The 16,364-nt window shown below is 59.1% G+C and carries 13 protein-coding genes; 5 read left to right on the forward strand and 8 right to left on the reverse strand.

Annotated features, from left to right (window positions below):
* Positions 1-13 precede the first annotated feature (13 nt).
* Positions 14-3,253: an error-prone DNA polymerase gene (locus HMPREF2708_RS00485; RefSeq protein WP_070831420.1), complete on the reverse strand. Its 3,240-nt coding sequence runs from the start codon at positions 3,251-3,253 to the stop codon at positions 14-16.
* 247 nt (positions 3,254-3,500) lie between these two features.
* On the opposite strand from HMPREF2708_RS00485, the gene HMPREF2708_RS00490 reads away from it, so the two are divergent.
* From HMPREF2708_RS00490 to HMPREF2708_RS00500, 3 genes are all read left to right on the forward strand, one after another.
* A complete protein-coding gene (locus tag HMPREF2708_RS00490) occupies positions 3,501-4,367 on the forward strand; it encodes a MetQ/NlpA family ABC transporter substrate-binding protein (RefSeq protein WP_070831015.1) in 867 nt (288 codons plus the stop codon).
* A 64-nt stretch (positions 4,368-4,431) separates the two neighbouring features.
* A complete protein-coding gene (locus HMPREF2708_RS00495) occupies positions 4,432-5,481 on the forward strand; it encodes a methionine ABC transporter ATP-binding protein (protein ID WP_070831018.1) in 1,050 nt (349 codons plus the stop codon).
* A gap of 65 nt (positions 5,482-5,546) precedes the next feature.
* Positions 5,547-6,179, forward strand: coding sequence for a methionine ABC transporter permease (locus tag HMPREF2708_RS00500; protein WP_224433327.1), 633 nt, complete (start codon positions 5,547-5,549; stop codon positions 6,177-6,179).
* Between the two features lie 24 nt (positions 6,180-6,203).
* On the opposite strand, the gene HMPREF2708_RS00505 is transcribed toward HMPREF2708_RS00500, so the two are convergent.
* Positions 6,204-7,115: a sucrase ferredoxin gene (locus HMPREF2708_RS00505; protein WP_070831021.1), complete on the reverse strand. Its 912-nt coding sequence runs from the start codon at positions 7,113-7,115 to the stop codon at positions 6,204-6,206.
* A gap of 163 nt (positions 7,116-7,278) precedes the next feature.
* Between HMPREF2708_RS00505 and HMPREF2708_RS00510 the strand changes: the two genes are divergently transcribed.
* Positions 7,279-7,959, forward strand: a complete 681-nt coding sequence (locus HMPREF2708_RS00510; RefSeq protein WP_070831024.1) for an AMIN-like domain-containing (lipo)protein — start codon at positions 7,279-7,281, stop codon at positions 7,957-7,959.
* A gap of 39 nt (positions 7,960-7,998) precedes the next feature.
* Here HMPREF2708_RS00510 and HMPREF2708_RS00515 read toward each other — a convergent pair whose 3' ends face one another.
* From HMPREF2708_RS00515 to HMPREF2708_RS00525, 3 genes are all read right to left on the reverse strand, one after another.
* Positions 7,999-9,663 (reverse strand): Y-family DNA polymerase, encoded by a 1,665-nt coding sequence (locus HMPREF2708_RS00515; protein WP_070831027.1) that lies wholly within the window; start codon positions 9,661-9,663, stop codon positions 7,999-8,001.
* A complete protein-coding gene (locus tag HMPREF2708_RS00520; RefSeq protein WP_070831423.1) occupies positions 9,663-10,358 on the reverse strand; it encodes a hypothetical protein in 696 nt (231 codons plus the stop codon). The genes HMPREF2708_RS00515 and HMPREF2708_RS00520 overlap by 1 nt, the downstream gene beginning before the upstream one ends.
* Positions 10,359-10,584: 226 nt before the next feature.
* Positions 10,585-10,890, reverse strand: a complete 306-nt coding sequence (locus HMPREF2708_RS00525; protein WP_038629377.1) for an antibiotic biosynthesis monooxygenase family protein — start codon at positions 10,888-10,890, stop codon at positions 10,585-10,587.
* A gap of 149 nt (positions 10,891-11,039) precedes the next feature.
* Here HMPREF2708_RS00525 and HMPREF2708_RS00530 point away from each other — a divergent pair, with 149 nt between their 5' ends.
* Positions 11,040-11,714 carry a hypothetical protein gene (locus HMPREF2708_RS00530; protein WP_246840277.1) on the forward strand — a complete coding sequence of 225 codons (675 nt, stop codon included), beginning with the start codon at positions 11,040-11,042 and terminating at the stop codon, positions 11,712-11,714.
* A 4-nt stretch (positions 11,715-11,718) separates the two neighbouring features.
* On the opposite strand, the gene guaA is transcribed toward HMPREF2708_RS00530, so the two are convergent.
* From guaA to HMPREF2708_RS00545, 3 genes are all read right to left on the reverse strand, one after another.
* Positions 11,719-13,293: a glutamine-hydrolyzing GMP synthase gene (guaA, locus tag HMPREF2708_RS00535; protein ID WP_070831033.1), complete on the reverse strand. Its 1,575-nt coding sequence runs from the start codon at positions 13,291-13,293 to the stop codon at positions 11,719-11,721.
* A 13-nt stretch (positions 13,294-13,306) separates the two neighbouring features.
* Complete coding sequence (locus HMPREF2708_RS00540) at positions 13,307-15,055, reverse strand: FAD-dependent oxidoreductase (protein ID WP_070831036.1); 1,749 nt, start codon at positions 15,053-15,055, stop codon at positions 13,307-13,309.
* 119 nt (positions 15,056-15,174) lie between these two features.
* Positions 15,175-16,323 carry a GuaB3 family IMP dehydrogenase-related protein gene (locus tag HMPREF2708_RS00545; RefSeq protein ID WP_070831039.1) on the reverse strand — a complete coding sequence of 383 codons (1,149 nt, stop codon included), beginning with the start codon at positions 16,321-16,323 and terminating at the stop codon, positions 15,175-15,177.
* Between the last annotated feature and the right edge of the window lie 41 nt (positions 16,324-16,364).

Here is a 16,364-nt window from a genome sequence, read left to right on the forward strand (position 1 = left end):
TCCATTCTAATAGTCAGCGAAAATCTCTACTTCGACCTGCTACCACCGGCCGCCCCAGAGCCTCGGACATATCCACCAGACGATCGGCCACGATTGTCACCGCACCAGAGGCTGTCTGCGCGATACCGCGCACCACCATCGCCCGCGAATTCACCGCTACCGGCCGAAATCGATTCCACAGCCCCGGCGTGCACAGCACATTCACCAGCCCAGTTTCGTCCTCCATGCCCAAAAATGTCACTCCGCCAGCGGTCCCCGGACGTTGTCTATGCGTCACGACTCCCGCCACCTCCACCCGTGTTCCGTCGGGCACTGCTTTCAGTTCCGCCGCAGGCACCACTCCACGTTCCTGCAGGTCTGCCCGCAACGCGGCCACCGGGTACTGCCCTGGGGTCACGCCCGTTGCCATCAAATCAGCGGCTGCCAGCTCAAACTCCGTCATGCCGGGCAACGCAGGTGCGTCGGCAAGCGTGAGCCCCGGCAGCATGCCCTCACTTTCCGTTGCCGCCACGCCCGCCGCCCACAGTGCTTGACGACGGTCAATCCCCAGCGACCCAAGTGCCCCTGCGCGCGCCAGTGCTTCCATGTGCCCAACACCCAGCCGAGCTCTGCGGGCGACATCTGCTGCGTCGACAAATGGCCGCGCTGCGACAATGCGCTCCGCCACGTCATTGCCCACACCGGAGATGGCACCGAGCCCTAAGCGAATGCGCCCATCGATGACGCTGGCTTCCACGCCTGAAACTGCGATATCCGGACCATCGCAGCCGATACCGTGCCGGCGGGCATCGGCAATCAACGACTGCGGAGAGTAAAACCCCATGGGCTGAGCACGGAGCAACGCTACACAGAACTCCGCCGGATAGTGGTACTTAAACCAGGCCGAGAAATACACCAAGGAGGCAAACGACTGCGCGTGTGATTCAGGGAAACCGTAGGCGGCAAAGGCCACTACCTTGTTCCACAGTTGTTCCCCAATATCCGCATCAATGCCACTGGTGCGCTCCAGCCCAGCCAGAAAACGGGCATGGAGCGCTTCCATTTTGGCCACTGAGCGCTTCGACCCCATAGCGCGGCGCAGCGAGTCCGCTTCCGCCCCGCTGAAACCCGCCGCATCGACGGCCATTTGCATCAGCTGCTCTTGAAATAGCGGAATGCCCAGTGTCTTCCCGAGAGACTTCTCCAACACCGGATGCTCATAGGTCACCGGTTCGAGCCCATTTCGGCGGCGAATGTAGGGGTGCACGCTACCGCCTTGAATGGGGCCTGGGCGAATGAGTGCCACCTCCACCACCAGATCAAAGAACTCCCTCGGCTTCAGTCGGGGCAAGGTGGCCAGCTGCGCGCGCGATTCCACCTGAAACACGCCCACCGCGTCCGCGCGTGCCAACATCTCGTAAACCTCCGGTTCAGCGACATCTATTTCCCACAGGTTCACTCGGCGCCCATGCTGTTCATAGATCAAGTCAATGCAATGGTGGATGGCCTCCAGCATTCCGAGGCCAAGCAGATCGAACTTCACCAGTCCCGCTGCCGCACAGTCATCCTTATCCCACTGCACTACTGAGCGCCCCTCCATGCGTGCCCATTCCACTGGCACGACATCCGCAATCGGCCGATCACAAATCACCATTCCGCCAGAGTGAATGCCTAAATGACGAGGCTGCCCACGAAGCTGCTCCGCCAGTTGCCGCACCGGCTCCGGCGGACACGCTTCCCGGTCTCTGACCCACGCATCGATAACGCCCGGCGAGTATCCCAACACCCGTGCCGCATCGCGCAATGCGCCGCGCCGCCGGTAGGTAATGACATTGGCTACCTGCGCGGCATTGTCACGACCATACTTTTCATAGACGTATTGGATAACCTCTTCCCTACGCCCAGACTCGATGTCTACATCGATATCCGGCGGACCATCCCGTTCTGGCGACAAAAACCTCTCGAACAACAGCCCGGCACTAATGGGGTCAACATTGGTGATCCCCAGCGCAAAACACACCACCGAGTTAGCGGCCGAACCGCGCCCCTGCGCCAGAATTCCCGCCCGGCGACAGAACTCACAGAGGTCATGCACGATGAGGAAGTAGCCCGGAAAGCCCAGCTCTCGAATCACAGTCAGCTCATGTTCTAACTGCGCCCACGCCCGCGCTTGCACGGAGCCGTCCCCAGCTCCATCGACCGGACCATACCGCCGCCGTGCCCCCGCACGGGCAATTTCCCGCAGCCAGGAGTCCTCATCGTGGCCCTCTGGCACTTCCCAGCGAGGCAACTCAGGCGCAATGAGGTCAAGCGTAAAAGCACACTCACCTGCAATGTCCTGTGTTGCCTGCAGCACCTGCGCCCCCAGATACCGTGTTGCCGCCGCTAGCTCCTCCCACGAACGCAACCAAGCTCCGCCTGCCGGCTCCAGTCGTGACTCGAACCCGTCTAAGTCCTCCCGCACAGCAAGGGCCTGCTTCGCCCCAGCCAACCGGCTTGTCGCAGGCGAAGCCGACGTCGCAGCAGAGGAAACCACCTCCCGCAGGCCATACTTCACAGCTGCGGCTGAAATCGCCTCCGCGTCATCGGCCGCCTGCGAGGTGGGGCTCACGCGGTGCTCGAGCGCCACGTTCTCCGCACCGAAGGCCGCAATGAGCTCTTCCAAGTCGCCGACCCAGCTGACGTCGGCAAGCACCTGCCAGAAACCGCCTGCAGCCTTCCCCAACTCTGGCAGCGAGGGATAGCGGACGACGGACTTTTCCCCCGCCGACATATGCGCATCACACAGCGCGTGGCTCAGGCGCCGATAGCCCTCGGGCCCCCGCCCCAGCACCGTGAGGGGCCGCTGCGGAAGCCCCAGCTCCGCGCCGATGATTGTGGCAATACCCGCCTCTGCTGCAGCTTCGGCAAAACGAGCGATTCCATAGAAACCATCGCGATCTGTCAGCCCCAACACGTTTAACCCCAAACGCGCAGCTTCGGACACTAACTCTTCCGGATCCGATGCGCCATGCAGGAACGAATAACTCGAACGGCAGTGCAATTCAGCCTTAATGTCCGCAGACGTAAATGACATGCCACCTCTGCCACCAGCACCGCTTTCCGGTGCTTCAAAAGCCCCAACGATGGAATCTGACAACTGTCCCCGCCAGCCGTTGAAGCTACCATTAGGCTGTAGTTTTCCTGAAAACTTGCCCGATAGAATACGCTCAATCCGCGACCAGCTCAGTGGCCGACCGGACTGCTCCGACTGCCCGCCCGAGATGTTTTCCATGCCACGAACATTAACCCATCCCACGGACCGCATTCAAACGTATTTTCGATTAATATCTGCATTAAGCGCCACCCCCGGGACACATCCGTAAGTCACACCTCAGCCACGCTCGACTGTTTAGGCTGAAATTGAATTTTCAGCACTACCTGGGCAAGTGCTAGCCTTAACCCCAGAATTAAAGACAGCTTGGTCTAGTTCTGCCTTAAAACTTCAGCTAACAAATCCCATTAAATAAGGAGACCCCTCGATGAACCTCAAGCGTTTTTCCGCCGGTGTACTCACTGTCGCGTTCGCCGCAACCGGCCTTACTGCCTGTGGCAGCTCGGATGATGCCATTCGCATCGGCACCACGGATGCCGGCAAGAAGGCCTGGACCGTTTTCGAGCAGAAGGCTTCCGAGCAGGGCATTGATCTGGATGTTCAGAACTTCTCCGACTACCAGACCCCGAACCGCGCACTCGATGAGGGCCAGCTCGACGTCAACCTCTTCCAGCACATCAAGTTCCTGGCCGAGTACAACGTCGGCGCTAAGTCGGACCTGACTCCGATTGGTTCGAGCGAGATTGTCCCGCTGGCTCTGTTCTGGAAGGACCACAAGTCGGTTGATGAGCTGGAGAAGGGCACCGAGGTCGTTATCCCGAACGACCCTTCCAACCAGGGGCGCGCTATTAACGTGCTGGCTCAGGCTGGCCTGCTAAAGCTGAAGCAGGATGACCTGCTGACTCCGTCCCCGGCCGACATCGATAAGGAAGCTTCCACAGTCACGGTCCTGCCAGTGGATGCCGCTCAGACCCCGGCCGCTTACGGCGAGGGCAAGCCTGCCATTATTAATAACTCCTTCCTGGACCGCGCCGGCATCGACCCGAATACCGCCATCTTCCAGGATGACCCGAACTCCACGGAGGCAGAGCCGTACATCAACGTCTTTGTCACCAAGGCTGAAAATGCTGACGACCCGAAGTACGCGGAGCTCTCCAAGATCTGGCACTCCAAGGAGGTCCAGGACGCAGTCGCAGAGGACTCCAAGGGCACCTCGGTTCCGGTTGACCGTTCGGCTAAGGAGCTGCAGGACATTTTGGACCGCGTCGAAGAGCAGCAGCGCGAGCAGAACTAACGCCACTGCCACTTAAGTACCGCCCAACACCAGGGAACACAGACCAAGGGGCACTGATTCATTCGTGACCAACAGGGGAACGAAGCTCGAATTCCGCGAGCTGAACAAGCAATTCGGCGACGTCACCGCGCTCGCCAACATCAACCTAACCGTTGAACCCGGCGAAATCCTCGGTGTCATCGGTTATTCCGGCGCTGGTAAATCAACGCTCATCCGTATGATTAACGGCCTGGAAAAGCCAACCTCCGGGCAGGTTTTGCTAGATGATACCGACATCGTCGGCATCTCTGAGCGCCAGCTACGGGGCTTGCGCCGCAATATCGGCATGATTTTCCAGCACTTCAACCTCTTCCATTCGCGCAACGCGATTCGCAACGTTGAATATCCGCTGGAACTGGCCGGTATGCCGAAGGCCAAGCGCCGCGCTCGCGCCCAGGAGCTGTTGGAGTTCGTCGGCCTCGGCGACAAGGCGGAGTCCTTCCCAGAGCAGCTCTCGGGTGGACAGAAGCAGCGTGTCGGCATCGCCCGTGCGCTCGCCACCGAACCGACGCTCCTGCTTGCCGACGAAGCCACCTCGGCCCTCGACCCGGAAACAACTTCCGGCGTCCTGGACCTGCTGCGCCGCATCAATCGCGAAATGGGTGTCACTATCGTGCTGATTACCCATGACATGTCGGTTGTGCGCGGTATCGCTGACCGCATGGCCATCATGGAAAATGGGCACATCGTCGAAACTGGTACGGTCCACGGGGTTTTTGCCAATCCCAAGACTGAGGTTGGCCGTCGCTTCGCCACCACCGCGCTGCGCGATGTTCCGATTGGCCGTGAACGCGATTCGGTGAATCAGTCTGCCGAGAGCGCAGCGGCTCGCCTGGTCACCATCACTATCAATGACGGTGTTGACCTCGGTGCCCTGGCACAGGCCACTAGTGCCAACGGTGTCGCCGCCTCGGTGGCACACGGTGCAGTCGCCAATGTGCAGGCGAAGTCCTACGGTCGCCTTACTTTGCGGTTGACTCCGCTGACAGGTGATTCCGCCTCGGATTCCTCTGATTTCGATGCCGCCATTGCTGCTATTTCCGAACTGACACAGGTAGAGGAGCTTGCATCATGATCGGTCTCTTAAACTCTCTGCCATCGGTGAGTGGCAAGGACACCAACTGGGATAGCCTCGGCCCAATGCTGGGCGAGGCATTCGGCCAGACGCTCTACATGGTCTGTGTCGCCATGCTGATTGGTGGTGTCGCAGGTCTGGCAATCGGCGTGCTGCTCTACACCACCCGCGACGGTGGCGTGTTGCGCAACAAGTTTGTCTACCAGGTCCTCAATGTCCTGATTAACTTTGTCCGCCCAATCCCGTTCATCATCTTGGTCACGGCCATCGGCCCACTGACAAAGAACGTGGTCGGCACCACGATCGGCACCGAAGCCGCGGTGTTCGTCATGTCGATTGCCGCCACATTCGCCATCGCGCGCCTGGTGGAGCAGAACTTGATGTCCATCGACCCCGGCGTGATTGAGGCCGCCCGTGCGATGGGCGCAAGTCCGTGGCGCATCATCCGCACGGTCGTCGTGCCGGAGGCACTGGGCCCACTGGTACTTGGCTACACCTTCGCATTCATCGCCGTGGTCGACATGTCGGCTATGGCCGGCTACATCGGCGGCGGCGGACTGGGCAACTTCGCAATCACCTACGGCTACCAGGCATTTGACTGGAACGTCACCCTGGTGACGACCCTGGTCATCATCTTCATCGTCCAGTTGGCGCAGATCTTCGGCAACTGGCTCTCCAAGAAGATTATGCGCAGGTAGCCGCACACATTAGCTAGCCACTAGCTAGCGGCGGGTCACCTCGACCGCAGCCCAGCCCTTCTTTGGCCCTGGAGCATCACCGCAGGAAGACACAACGCCTTCCGTGGTGATTTTCTCCAGGGCCACTTCGTATTCCACGACCTTGTCGCGGTCGCTGGGGCCGTCGTAAAGCGCGACGACTGCAGCCGTACCGTCGACGTCAACGCGTGCGACGTCGTCTACGCCCCACGCATCTGCTTGACGACGCACAGCCAACTCGGCTGTCTGCCCCTGCGGGGTGTAGATACCACGGCCGCGGCAGCCCTCTGCATGCACGATGCCCCGCTGAGCGTCTTCGATAACCCCCTTGGCGTCCACCGCACTCAGACGTCCAAAACTGTAATTCCATGGCAGCAGTACGCTAGCCGGCGCAAAGCGGTGCCCCTTAGAGTGCGAGGTTTCCCACACGGCCTCTGGGTAGAGGTTGTGCATCGCCGCAGCGAGCGGGCGACCTTTAATCGCACAGCAACGATCGCGCTTACCGTGCGTACAGATGAGAAACAGTGGATGGTCTAGACGAGTGGCCCCCTCAGTGGGCTGTCCAAGCCGGATATCCAGAGTCATCAGGTCTTCAACATCGGCAACCATGCGATGTTCGAGGAAAACCTCAGAGCCATCCGCTGACTCGCAATGCGCGATATAGACGTTAACGCCATCACACGGCTGCTGGCCGATTCGGCCTGGTTTGCGAATTAGCTGCAACGCGCCACCGCGCTCAGACAACCAGGCTTCCACCTGACCGGTGATCCCTGCTCCCCATACCCCGCCGTCAAAAATATCGTGCGACCAACCGAGTTGGTGCTCCAACGCAATAAAGAGCTTTCCGGCTTTTGCGGTACCGGGAAGCGGCTCAGTCATCTGAGCGGAACAGGTGGTATCAAATTTGGCCTGGCTCATACGCCTAAGCGTAATTGAGCGCCTCTGCGATTGGGTCTTAGGTCGCAGCGTTCACCCCTGTTTTATTACTATTGTGCAACACTTTGACAACAAATACTTTTGACCTCGGCTTTTACAGTTCAGCTTGTTGAAATTCCACAACTGCGCACATACCGTCGGACGTATGAATACGAAATCGCTGGATGCTTCGCGCACTCGTACCCGTATCGCGGCATCCCTGTGCCTCGCATTGGGCCTAGCTCTCGGTGCCTGCTCCTCTGACTCCTCCTCAGACTCGGCTGCTGCACTGTCTATGAAAACTGACTCAACCGCTGGCACCTCCGATTTGTCGAGCAGCTCTAGCAGCTCCACTAGCTCGTCTGCGGCGGCGCAGACCACCATGGATGACGATGCTGCTCCGGAGGGCGATTTCACTAGCTCCTCCGCAGAAGCTGCTCCTTCCGATGGCGCTTACTTGGGTATTCAAGATGTCCGCGTCGGTTCCCACGACGGCTATGACCGCATTGTCTTTGAACTCACCGGCGAGGGCACACCGGGATACTTCGTCCGTTACGAGGATGTCCCAACCCAGCAGGGCTCCGGCAAGCCGATTTCTGTCGACGGTACAGCCAAGCTGGTAATCGACTTGCGGGGCATGGGCTACCCCTTTGATTTCCAGATGGAGGACTTCCCCTCTGACCCAGTCAAGCCGACATCGACTTCCGTTATTAAGGAAGTCGTCGGTGCCGGAACCTTCGAGGGGCAGACTCAGTATGTCGTCGGGCTCAAGGGAGATAAGACCCCGTTCAAGGTTTTCTCGTTGAGCAATCCGAACCGCCTGGTTATTGACTTCCAATCGAAGTAATCGGTTTGCCCACTGACGCCCTCCTCCTCCACTGCGTCTCTACGCGTAAGCACCCTCGATTCTCCATGCGCCGGCATGCCCTATGAGCAACCAGGCGGCGATGGTACCGTCATTCGCTACCGCACGGATTTGTATTCTTGCCGCTCGGCGAGCCTCATCGGGTACCCACCAGCGCTCATCAATCGGCCAGGGCCCAGCCCACGATGACACGCGATACGTTGTTACTCCATGTCGCACCAGGGACGGTTCCGCCGTCATAGTCGCTCGCCCAGTTACGCCCACGGTGTGTCCATCGGCGTCGAGCACTTCCACCTCTGCATTCGCAGTCGCGGGAATAATTGCCGGATTGGGGGCAAGAACAGCTCCCGGCCATGGCTGATTAATTTCTGCGGTTTTTGTGTTTTTGGGGTTTTCTCCGAAAGCGACAAATCCCACTCTTTCTCCTGGGCCACGCCCGCCTTGCATGATTGGTTGCTGTACTGCCTCTGGCCCCAGTAACCCCTGCACACGCTCGGCAGCCCGGCGCGCTTTAGCTCGCGCATCATCACTACCGTGCCACAAATCCTGCTTTACAGTCCCGGCAGCGACCACATCCAGTGGCTCTAACTGCAGCTCTACGATTCCGCGGCTATCATCTCCGTCATTTTCCTCAGCGCCGTCAACAACTCCAGCAACAGTGCCACTGTTCCCTCGTGGCTGCTGCCGATTCCTGTTATTCAGCCAGCCATCGAGCTGCCACCGAACTCTGTCAGCCGTAGTCTGTTCTGCCAGTGGCTCAGTGCAGCGCCATACTCTGCGCACCTCTGAGCCGTCACTAAACTGCGCCGCCACCGCTAAGCGGTAACACGAATACCCGTGGTTAAAAAGCTGTTCATGCAGTTGTCCAGCTAGAAAACGCGCCACGAATGAGGCCTCGTCCACTCTCCGAAGTGGACTCTCCCAAGACTGGTAGCTCGCAACCAATCCTGGTGGCAAAGATCGCGGCGCCACCAACCGCACTTCCCCACGACAGGCCAAATCATGCCATCTAGCCCCCTGCGCCCCAAACCTGTTGGCTATATCCCGCTTCGGCAACGCAGCGACATCTCCCAATGTGCGCAGGCCGAGTTCCTGCCACGACTTCGCAAGCTCTGCGGGCATCTCCAGTGCACTTTCCGCCCTAAGCTCCACCAGAGAGATTCCCTGCCGAAATCTTTTGCCTTCATCCTCCCCGGGAGCTACCAGCACTCCCCGGCGCGCTGCCAAAATAGCTGTCACAATATCGTCCGCGAGCCCCAAGCTGCAGTCCACGCCCGGTACTGCAGCGGCATCAAGCAGCTTTTCCAAGGCCACATCCTGTCCGCCGTAATAACGCATTACCCCTCGCGCTGCCACAACCGCCAAGCCTGGCCGTAGAGCTTCGACACCAGCTGCCACCGCCTCCAACCGTTGCAGCACGGACTCGAATTCCGCAGCGTCGCGCACCGCACTTTCCTCGACAACCTCCAGCTCCGGGCACAACGCTTCCGCATGGCGACGACTTTGCCCGCGCCGCACCCCTGCACGGCGCGCACTTGGAGAACAAGCAGCCACTCCGCTATCACCCACAATTGCAACTGGACTGAGCGGATTAGCCTGCGACATCACAGATGCTAGATGCGCTGCCTGCACTGGCCAATCAGGAAGCCATAGCGCCACCACACGGCTCGATTCCGCCGCTGCCATTAGGACCTCCTCTGTGTGGGAAAGGCGACCACATTGTTCTGTTCCACCTGTTCCCCCACCCGCCAACGGCACTGCCTCTGCGGAAACCGCGTCCCCGACACACTGACTTGGTAATCCACTGCCCGAATCCGGCCATAACCAGTACCAATCCCGGAAACGCCAGCAACAGAGCTGGAAATTTCCGACTCAGCGCCCGGCCACTGCTGCCCGACAAAAACCAGAGCACAACCACTCGTGCGCAGTCGTGCCTGCAGCGGACGTGCCTGCGACGGCGGCGGAGTGCGTGCCAACGAAGCCACCACCAAGTCAAAGCCGTCCGCCAACAGCCCAATTACTTCAAGTGGCTGCATTCCAGGATCTGGCACACAGACAATGTTCGATAGCTTCCCGCCCAACTCCACCACGGAGAGCAACCCCTGCTCGGAGAGCCCAACTAGCGCAACATGACCTGTCTTCGTAACTTCCGCGATTAGGCCTGCCAATACCGCACCGGGCTGTTCAATGACACTGACAGCCCCTTTTCGCACTGCTCCCGCCAACGTATTTTCCAACGCCACCGGCACCGGCAGCGCCTCACCGAGCCCAAAGGTTGCACCAGTTACAGTCCCACCAGACTGAGCTGCCATCGCCTGCCGCAATGCCGCAATAGTCTGCTCCCTAGACTGCCCCGCAGCAATATTGACCGCCGTTGTCACTTCTTGTTCCACCTCATTTCGTTGTTATCCCGCTGTCGCCTCTCTGTCGACTCACTGCCATGCCACTGCCATACTCACCACGAACCCTGCTCGAATATTCTTTCCCAACAAGCGGATTAAACACTACCTTAAATAGCACGTACGTTCGATATTAATGTGCGAAGAAAAGCGCCGCACACCACCGCGCGACGCTCTAACCTCAGCCGAACACTACATTGCGTAATGCTTACGCCTTCACATCCAGGACTACATCGAATTCGAGCAAATCAGCCGACGACGACACCGGCTTGCGCTTTTCGCCCTCATGCGATGCCTTGAAGGCACGGCCCTCACGCCACCCCTGGTAGGCCTCCTCGCTCTCCCACTCAGTGAAGACGAAGTAGCGGCTCTCCCCTGCGGTTGGACGCAGCAGCTGGAAACCAATAAACCCCGGGACATCGGTCATTTTCGAAGAGTTAGCGGAAAAGCGACGTTCGAGCTCTTCTCCCGCCCCCTCAGGAACGGTAATAGCGTTAATTTTTACAATGCTCATGGTCATAACACTAGCCACACAACTCTCAACAATCTATAGTTCCACCGCTACTAAACTTAAGAAGTATGACTGAATGCAGCCGACACCAACACTCTTCAGGATCTTACCAAGACGCGGCTCAACGCACGACAAAATTTATCAATAATCCCGTGCCACTGGGGACGGTGCTTGGCGTCATCACCGCAGTGATTACACTGCTCGCGCTGCTTAACGCCCATATCATCGGCGCCATTGGCTGGTGGATCCTGACGCTTCTACTCGCACTCATTGGCATCACCATTTTCCCGCGCCACGCAAAAACACCCACCAAAGAAACTCGGCCTTCCTATTTCGCCGAGCCAATGCGAGAGTCCCCAAACGACATCTCTTGGAACTCCAGCGTAAGCGTGCTGCTGATCTTCCCCGGCTCATGGATCATTGCTGCTGTCGCCGAGCGCATCCCATCAAGCCTCGCCGCGACTGTCGTAGTCATCGCACTTTCAGCCATCACCGCTACCTGCGCAATCCTGCCACGGCAATTCGGATTCCTCCCGCTGGCCGCACCGCTTCCCGATGACTTCGCACAGCGCTGCCCCTATCCCACCGATTCCCCCGAAGCACGTATCCTCGCTGTCCTCTTCATCTCGCGTCTACGCGACGGCTACGTCTTTTTCGTCGATCAGCTCCCCTATTTCGCAATGCTTGACGACGATGCCGTGAACGCAGCCCTCCACACGCTCGTGGCCGATAAGCGCATCACCATCACCAAGAACACCTCGGCTCTGACGGAAAAGGGCCGCGCCCGCGAGTTTGCACAACTCACAGACACGGCCCTTGCCAACTAGTGGCTTACTCCCACTCAATGGTTCCCGGCGGCTTGGAAGTCACATCCAGGACCACTCGGTTGACCTCTGGCACTTCGTTGGTAATACGGGTGGAGATCTTCTCCAAAGTGTCGTAGGGAACGCGAGTCCAGTCAGCGGTCATCGCATCCTCAGAGGAAACCGGACGCAGCACGATTGGGTGGCCATAAGTACGGCCATCGCCCTGGACACCGACCGAGCGAACGTCGGCAAGCAGGACGACTGGGCACTGCCAGACAACCTCGTCCATACCTGCGGCCGTCATCTCCTCGCGCGCGATAGCATCGGCGCGGCGGAGGGTATCCAGGCGCTCCTCATCGACAGCGCCGATGATGCGGATACCAAGCCCCGGACCCGGGAACGGCTGACGAGCAACGATTTCTTCCGGCAGACCCAGCTCACGGCCGACCGCACGGACCTCGTCCTTGAACAGCAGGCGTAGCGGCTCAACGAGGGTGAACTCAACGTCATCCGGCAGACCACCGACGTTGTGGTGGCTCTTGATGTTGGCAGTACCAGAACCGCCACCGGACTCCACCACATCCGGGTACAGGGTGCCCTGGACCAGGAAGTCCACGGTCTCGCCCTCCGGAGCGCCCTCCAGCGCCTGAGCGACAGCGCGCTCGAAGGATCGGATGAACTCACGGCCGATAGTCTTACGCTTGGTCTCCGGATCGGTGATACCAGCCAGGGCATCCAAGAAAATCTTGGAATCGTCGACGGTGATCAGCTTCGCACCAGTTGCGGCAACGAAATCCTTCTCAACCTGCTCGCGCTCGCCCTGACGCAGCAGCCCATGGTCGACGAAGACACAGGTCAGACGGTCACCAATAGCGCGCTGCACCAGCGCGGCGGCAACTGCGGAGTCAACGCCGCCAGACAGACCGCAGATTGCGCGGCCGGTCTCACCGACCTGATTACGGACCTGCTCAATCAGCTCTTCCGCGATATTAGCGGCAGTCCAGTCCGGCTCCAGGCCAGCAATCTCGTACAGGAAATGCTCCAGCACCTGCTGGCCGTACGGCGAGTGGTTGACCTCCGGGTGGTACTGCACACCGGCCATGCGCTTTTCCAAGCACTCGAAAGCGGCTACCGGAGCACCCTTGGTGGACGCCGTAACGGTGAAGCCCTCCGGTGCCTCAGACACCGCGTCACCGTGGCTCATCCACACCTCGTGTGTCTCCGGCACACCAGCGTGAGCGACACCGCCACCGTCAACGACGTTTAGCTGCGTGCGGCCGTACTCACGGTCACCGGTAGCAGCGATCGTGCCGCCGAGCACCTCAGTCATCACCTGGAAACCGTAGCAAATACCAAACACCGGAATGCCCAGCTCAAGCCACTCTGGGTTGAGCTTCGGGGCACCTTCGGCGTAGGCACTGGACGGGCCGCCGGACAGCACCAGCGCGGCCGGGTTCTTGGCCTTGATTTCTTCGGTCGTCGCATCATGCGAGACCACTTCGGAATAAATTTTTGCCTCGCGCACACGTCGCGCGATGAGCTGCGCATACTGCGCACCGAAGTCCACGACGAGGACGGGCTTAGTCACCTGTTCAGACACGCCCTAAAGCTTATCAAGACTTCCGGACTGCAGGCATACCCAGGTTCAGTGCAGCCGGAGCATCTTCCGGCACAGCCGGGTTCACCGGAGCAATCGGCTCCAGTCGCACGTAGGACTCACCCTGCGCCGGGCGCTGATCTTCCTCACCCTTATTCGGCCACAGCGACGTTGCACGCTCCGCATTCGCGGAAATCGACAGTGACGGGTTCACTCCCGGGTTGGCTGCCATCGCCGAGCCGTCGTGAATCGAGAGCGTCGGGTAGCCCCACACGCGCAGGTACGGATCAACGACGCCGTTTTCGGGCGAATCCGAAATCGTCGCGCCACCAATGAAGTGAGCTGTCAAAGGAATATTTGCCAACTCACCGATAGTGCCACCAGCCAACACACGACCATTCCGACCACGTGCATTGAGCTTATCCGCCGCACGTTGCGTAGCTTCGTTACCCGACGGAATCCACGTCGGATTCGGCTCCCCCTCGCCCTGCTTACTCATCAGGAAACGCACCGGCCCGATCTTTTGCAGGTACGTCGTAATCGAGTTGTCGCGATTCTGCATCACCAAAGAAATCACTGTGCGCTGCGACCACTTACGCAGATTCACGAGCTGTGTCAGGTAGTTAGGGTGCTTTACGACGATTCCAACAGCCTGGAGCCAACGCGGAGTTGCACGGCCCCCTTCGGTCATAATCATCTGCAGCATTGCGATGGCATTAGAGCCCTTGCCGTAGCGCACTGGCTCGATATGGGTGTCCTCGTCTGGGAAGAATGACGAAGTGATAGCTACACCGTTAGAGAAGTCATTTTCCGGGTCCACCTTCGTACCCATCGCGCCCAAAATAGCCTCGGAGTTGGTGCGGGTCAGCTTGCCCAAAGACTTCGGCAGCAGTGGCAAGTGCCCATCGGCCTGCTGCCGGTGCAGCAAATTCTGGGTTCCCCAGGCACCTGCGGCGAGAATGACACGCTTAGCGCTAAACTGCTGCTTGCCCTTAGCTACCCAACGGCCACTGCGCTCAGTGTCAATAACCCAGGAGCCATCAGCCTGAGGATGCAGGCCGGTAACGGTAGTGCGGTCAAAGACCTGCGCACCGAATTTCTCCGCCAAGTAGAGGTAGTTCTTAACCAGGGTGTTCTTGGCATTGTGGCGGCAACCAGTCATGCACTCACCACATTCCGTACAAGCAGTCCGGTCCGGTCCAACGCCACCAAAGTAGGGATCGGAAACTGTTTGCCCTGGCACACCCTGTCCACCGGTCTTGGCACCGAAGAACACGCCCACCGGGGTTGAGCGGAAAGTATGGCCCACACCCATATCTTCAGCTACCTCACGCATGACGACGTCGGCAGGCGTGTCGGTTGGGTTGGTGACCACCCCGAGCATGCGAGATGCATTGTCATAGTGCGGAGTAAGTTCTGACTCCCAGTCGGTAATGTGCCCCCACTGACGGTGCTGGAAGTACTCGGTACCCGGCTTATACAGAGTGTTTGCGTAGTTAAGGGAACCACCGCCGACTCCAGCACCAGCGAGAATCATGACGTCTTTCAACATGTGCACGCGCTGGACGCCAAAGAGCCCCAGCTTGGGAGCCCACAGGTACTTGTGAAGCCGCCAGCTGGTCTTGGCAAAGTCTTTATCTTCGAACCGTCGACCGGCTTCGAGAACTGCCACTCGGTAGCCTTTTTCGGTCAACCGCAAAGCAGAAACAGAGCCACCGAAACCGGAACCGACGATTACAACATCGAAATCGCGTTGTTTAACCATGGGAAAAGCCACCTTCTCTAAGGGCGTAACACTAATGCGCGGAACTCATGTTCCTAACCCTAAGCGGAGGTGGCTTTTCAGTAAGGTAGTTTTGCGAAAAAACTATCCGATTACTTTAATTAAAAACCCTTTGGACGTACCGACAGCTCAACGCGGTGGAAGGACTTCAGGTTGGTAAAGCCGCACTTGGCCATTGCGCGACGCAGGCCACCGGCGAGATTGCGGTCACCGAACGGCGAGGCGGACGGGCCAAACAGAGCCTCTTCCAGGCTGACCAATTCCTTCTCATCGTCGACAACCGGCCACACCGCACCGCGCGGGTACTTCGGGTGTGCCGCAACAGACGGCCAGACATAGCCCTGCCCCGGAGCTTCGTTGACGGTTGCCAGCACACTGGACAGCGCCACAGCATCCGCACCGCAGGCGATTGCCTTGGCAATATCACCGACCGTATCAATGCCGCCGTCGGCAATGATGTGGACGTAGCGGCCCTCGGTCTCATCGAGATAGTCCTTACGAGCAGCTGCAGCATCCGCAATAGCGGTAGCCATTGGCACATCGATGCCGAGCGCATCCGGGGACGTCGTAAAGCCTGTACCGACGATTACACCAGCGGCGCCTGAGCGCATCAGATGCAGCGCAGTCTGGTAGTCGACAACGCCACCGGCAATAACCGGAACGTCCAGGCTGCCGATGAAGTCCTTGAGGTTCAGCGGCGCACCCTGAGCAGTGACATGCTCTGCGGAAATCAGCGTGCCCTGGATAACCAACAAGTCAATGCCAGCTTTAATAGCCAGCGGCGCCAACTCACGGACGTGCTGCGGGGAGACACGAACTGCAGTGATCGCGCCGGTTGCGCGGATTTCCTTGATGCGCTCAACCAACAGCTCCGTATCAATCGGAGCAGAGTGCAGTTCCTGCAGCTTGCGGTTCACTGCCTCGGATTCGCGCTTGGTGGCGGCATTCTTTGCCAACTTCACCAGCTCGGCAATCTTGTCCTGCGCATCGGCATGACGGGCCCAGATACCCTCAGCGTTGAGAACCGCCAAACCGCCCAGGCGAGCAAACTCAGCGACGGATTCCGGGCTGGCGATGGCATCTGTCGGATGCATCATCATCGGGAGTTCGAAATCGTAGGCGTCAATTCGCCAGGAGGCATCGACGTCCTTGGACGACCGGGTACGACGAGTGGGAACGAGTGCAATATCGTCCAACTCGTAGGTCCGGCGTGCCTCGCGGCCAATACCGATTTCAACGATGTCGCGCATGAGCTTTCCTCACATGCCCTTTCCGTGGAATTTAACTCGAC

This window comes from Corynebacterium sp. HMSC073H12 (assembly GCF_001837775.1).
Lineage (GTDB): Bacteria > Actinomycetota > Actinomycetes > Mycobacteriales > Mycobacteriaceae > Corynebacterium > Corynebacterium amycolatum.

What these genes read in the sequence shown, in the direction of transcription:
- HMPREF2708_RS00505 (WP_070831021.1), bottom strand. Translation starts at nt 7,115, where the DNA reads ATGAGCCAGGCCAAATTTGATACCACCTGTTCCGCTCAGATGACTGAG.
- HMPREF2708_RS00545 (WP_070831039.1), bottom strand. Translation starts at nt 16,323, where the DNA reads ATGCGCGACATCGTTGAAATCGGTATTGGCCGCGAGGCACGCCGGACC.
- HMPREF2708_RS00490 (WP_070831015.1), top strand. Translation starts at nt 3,501, where the DNA reads ATGAACCTCAAGCGTTTTTCCGCCGGTGTACTCACTGTCGCGTTCGCC.
- HMPREF2708_RS00525 (WP_038629377.1), bottom strand. Translation starts at nt 10,890, where the DNA reads ATGAGCATTGTAAAAATTAACGCTATTACCGTTCCTGAGGGGGCGGGA.
- HMPREF2708_RS00510 (WP_070831024.1), top strand. Translation starts at nt 7,279, where the DNA reads ATGAATACGAAATCGCTGGATGCTTCGCGCACTCGTACCCGTATCGCG.
- HMPREF2708_RS00485 (WP_070831420.1), bottom strand. Translation starts at nt 3,253, where the DNA reads ATGGAAAACATCTCGGGCGGGCAGTCGGAGCAGTCCGGTCGGCCACTG.
- HMPREF2708_RS00540 (WP_070831036.1), bottom strand. Translation starts at nt 15,055, where the DNA reads ATGGTTAAACAACGCGATTTCGATGTTGTAATCGTCGGTTCCGGTTTC.
- HMPREF2708_RS00500 (WP_224433327.1), top strand. Translation starts at nt 5,547, where the DNA reads ATGCTGGGCGAGGCATTCGGCCAGACGCTCTACATGGTCTGTGTCGCC.
- HMPREF2708_RS00515 (WP_070831027.1), bottom strand. Translation starts at nt 9,663, where the DNA reads ATGGCAGCGGCGGAATCGAGCCGTGTGGTGGCGCTATGGCTTCCTGAT.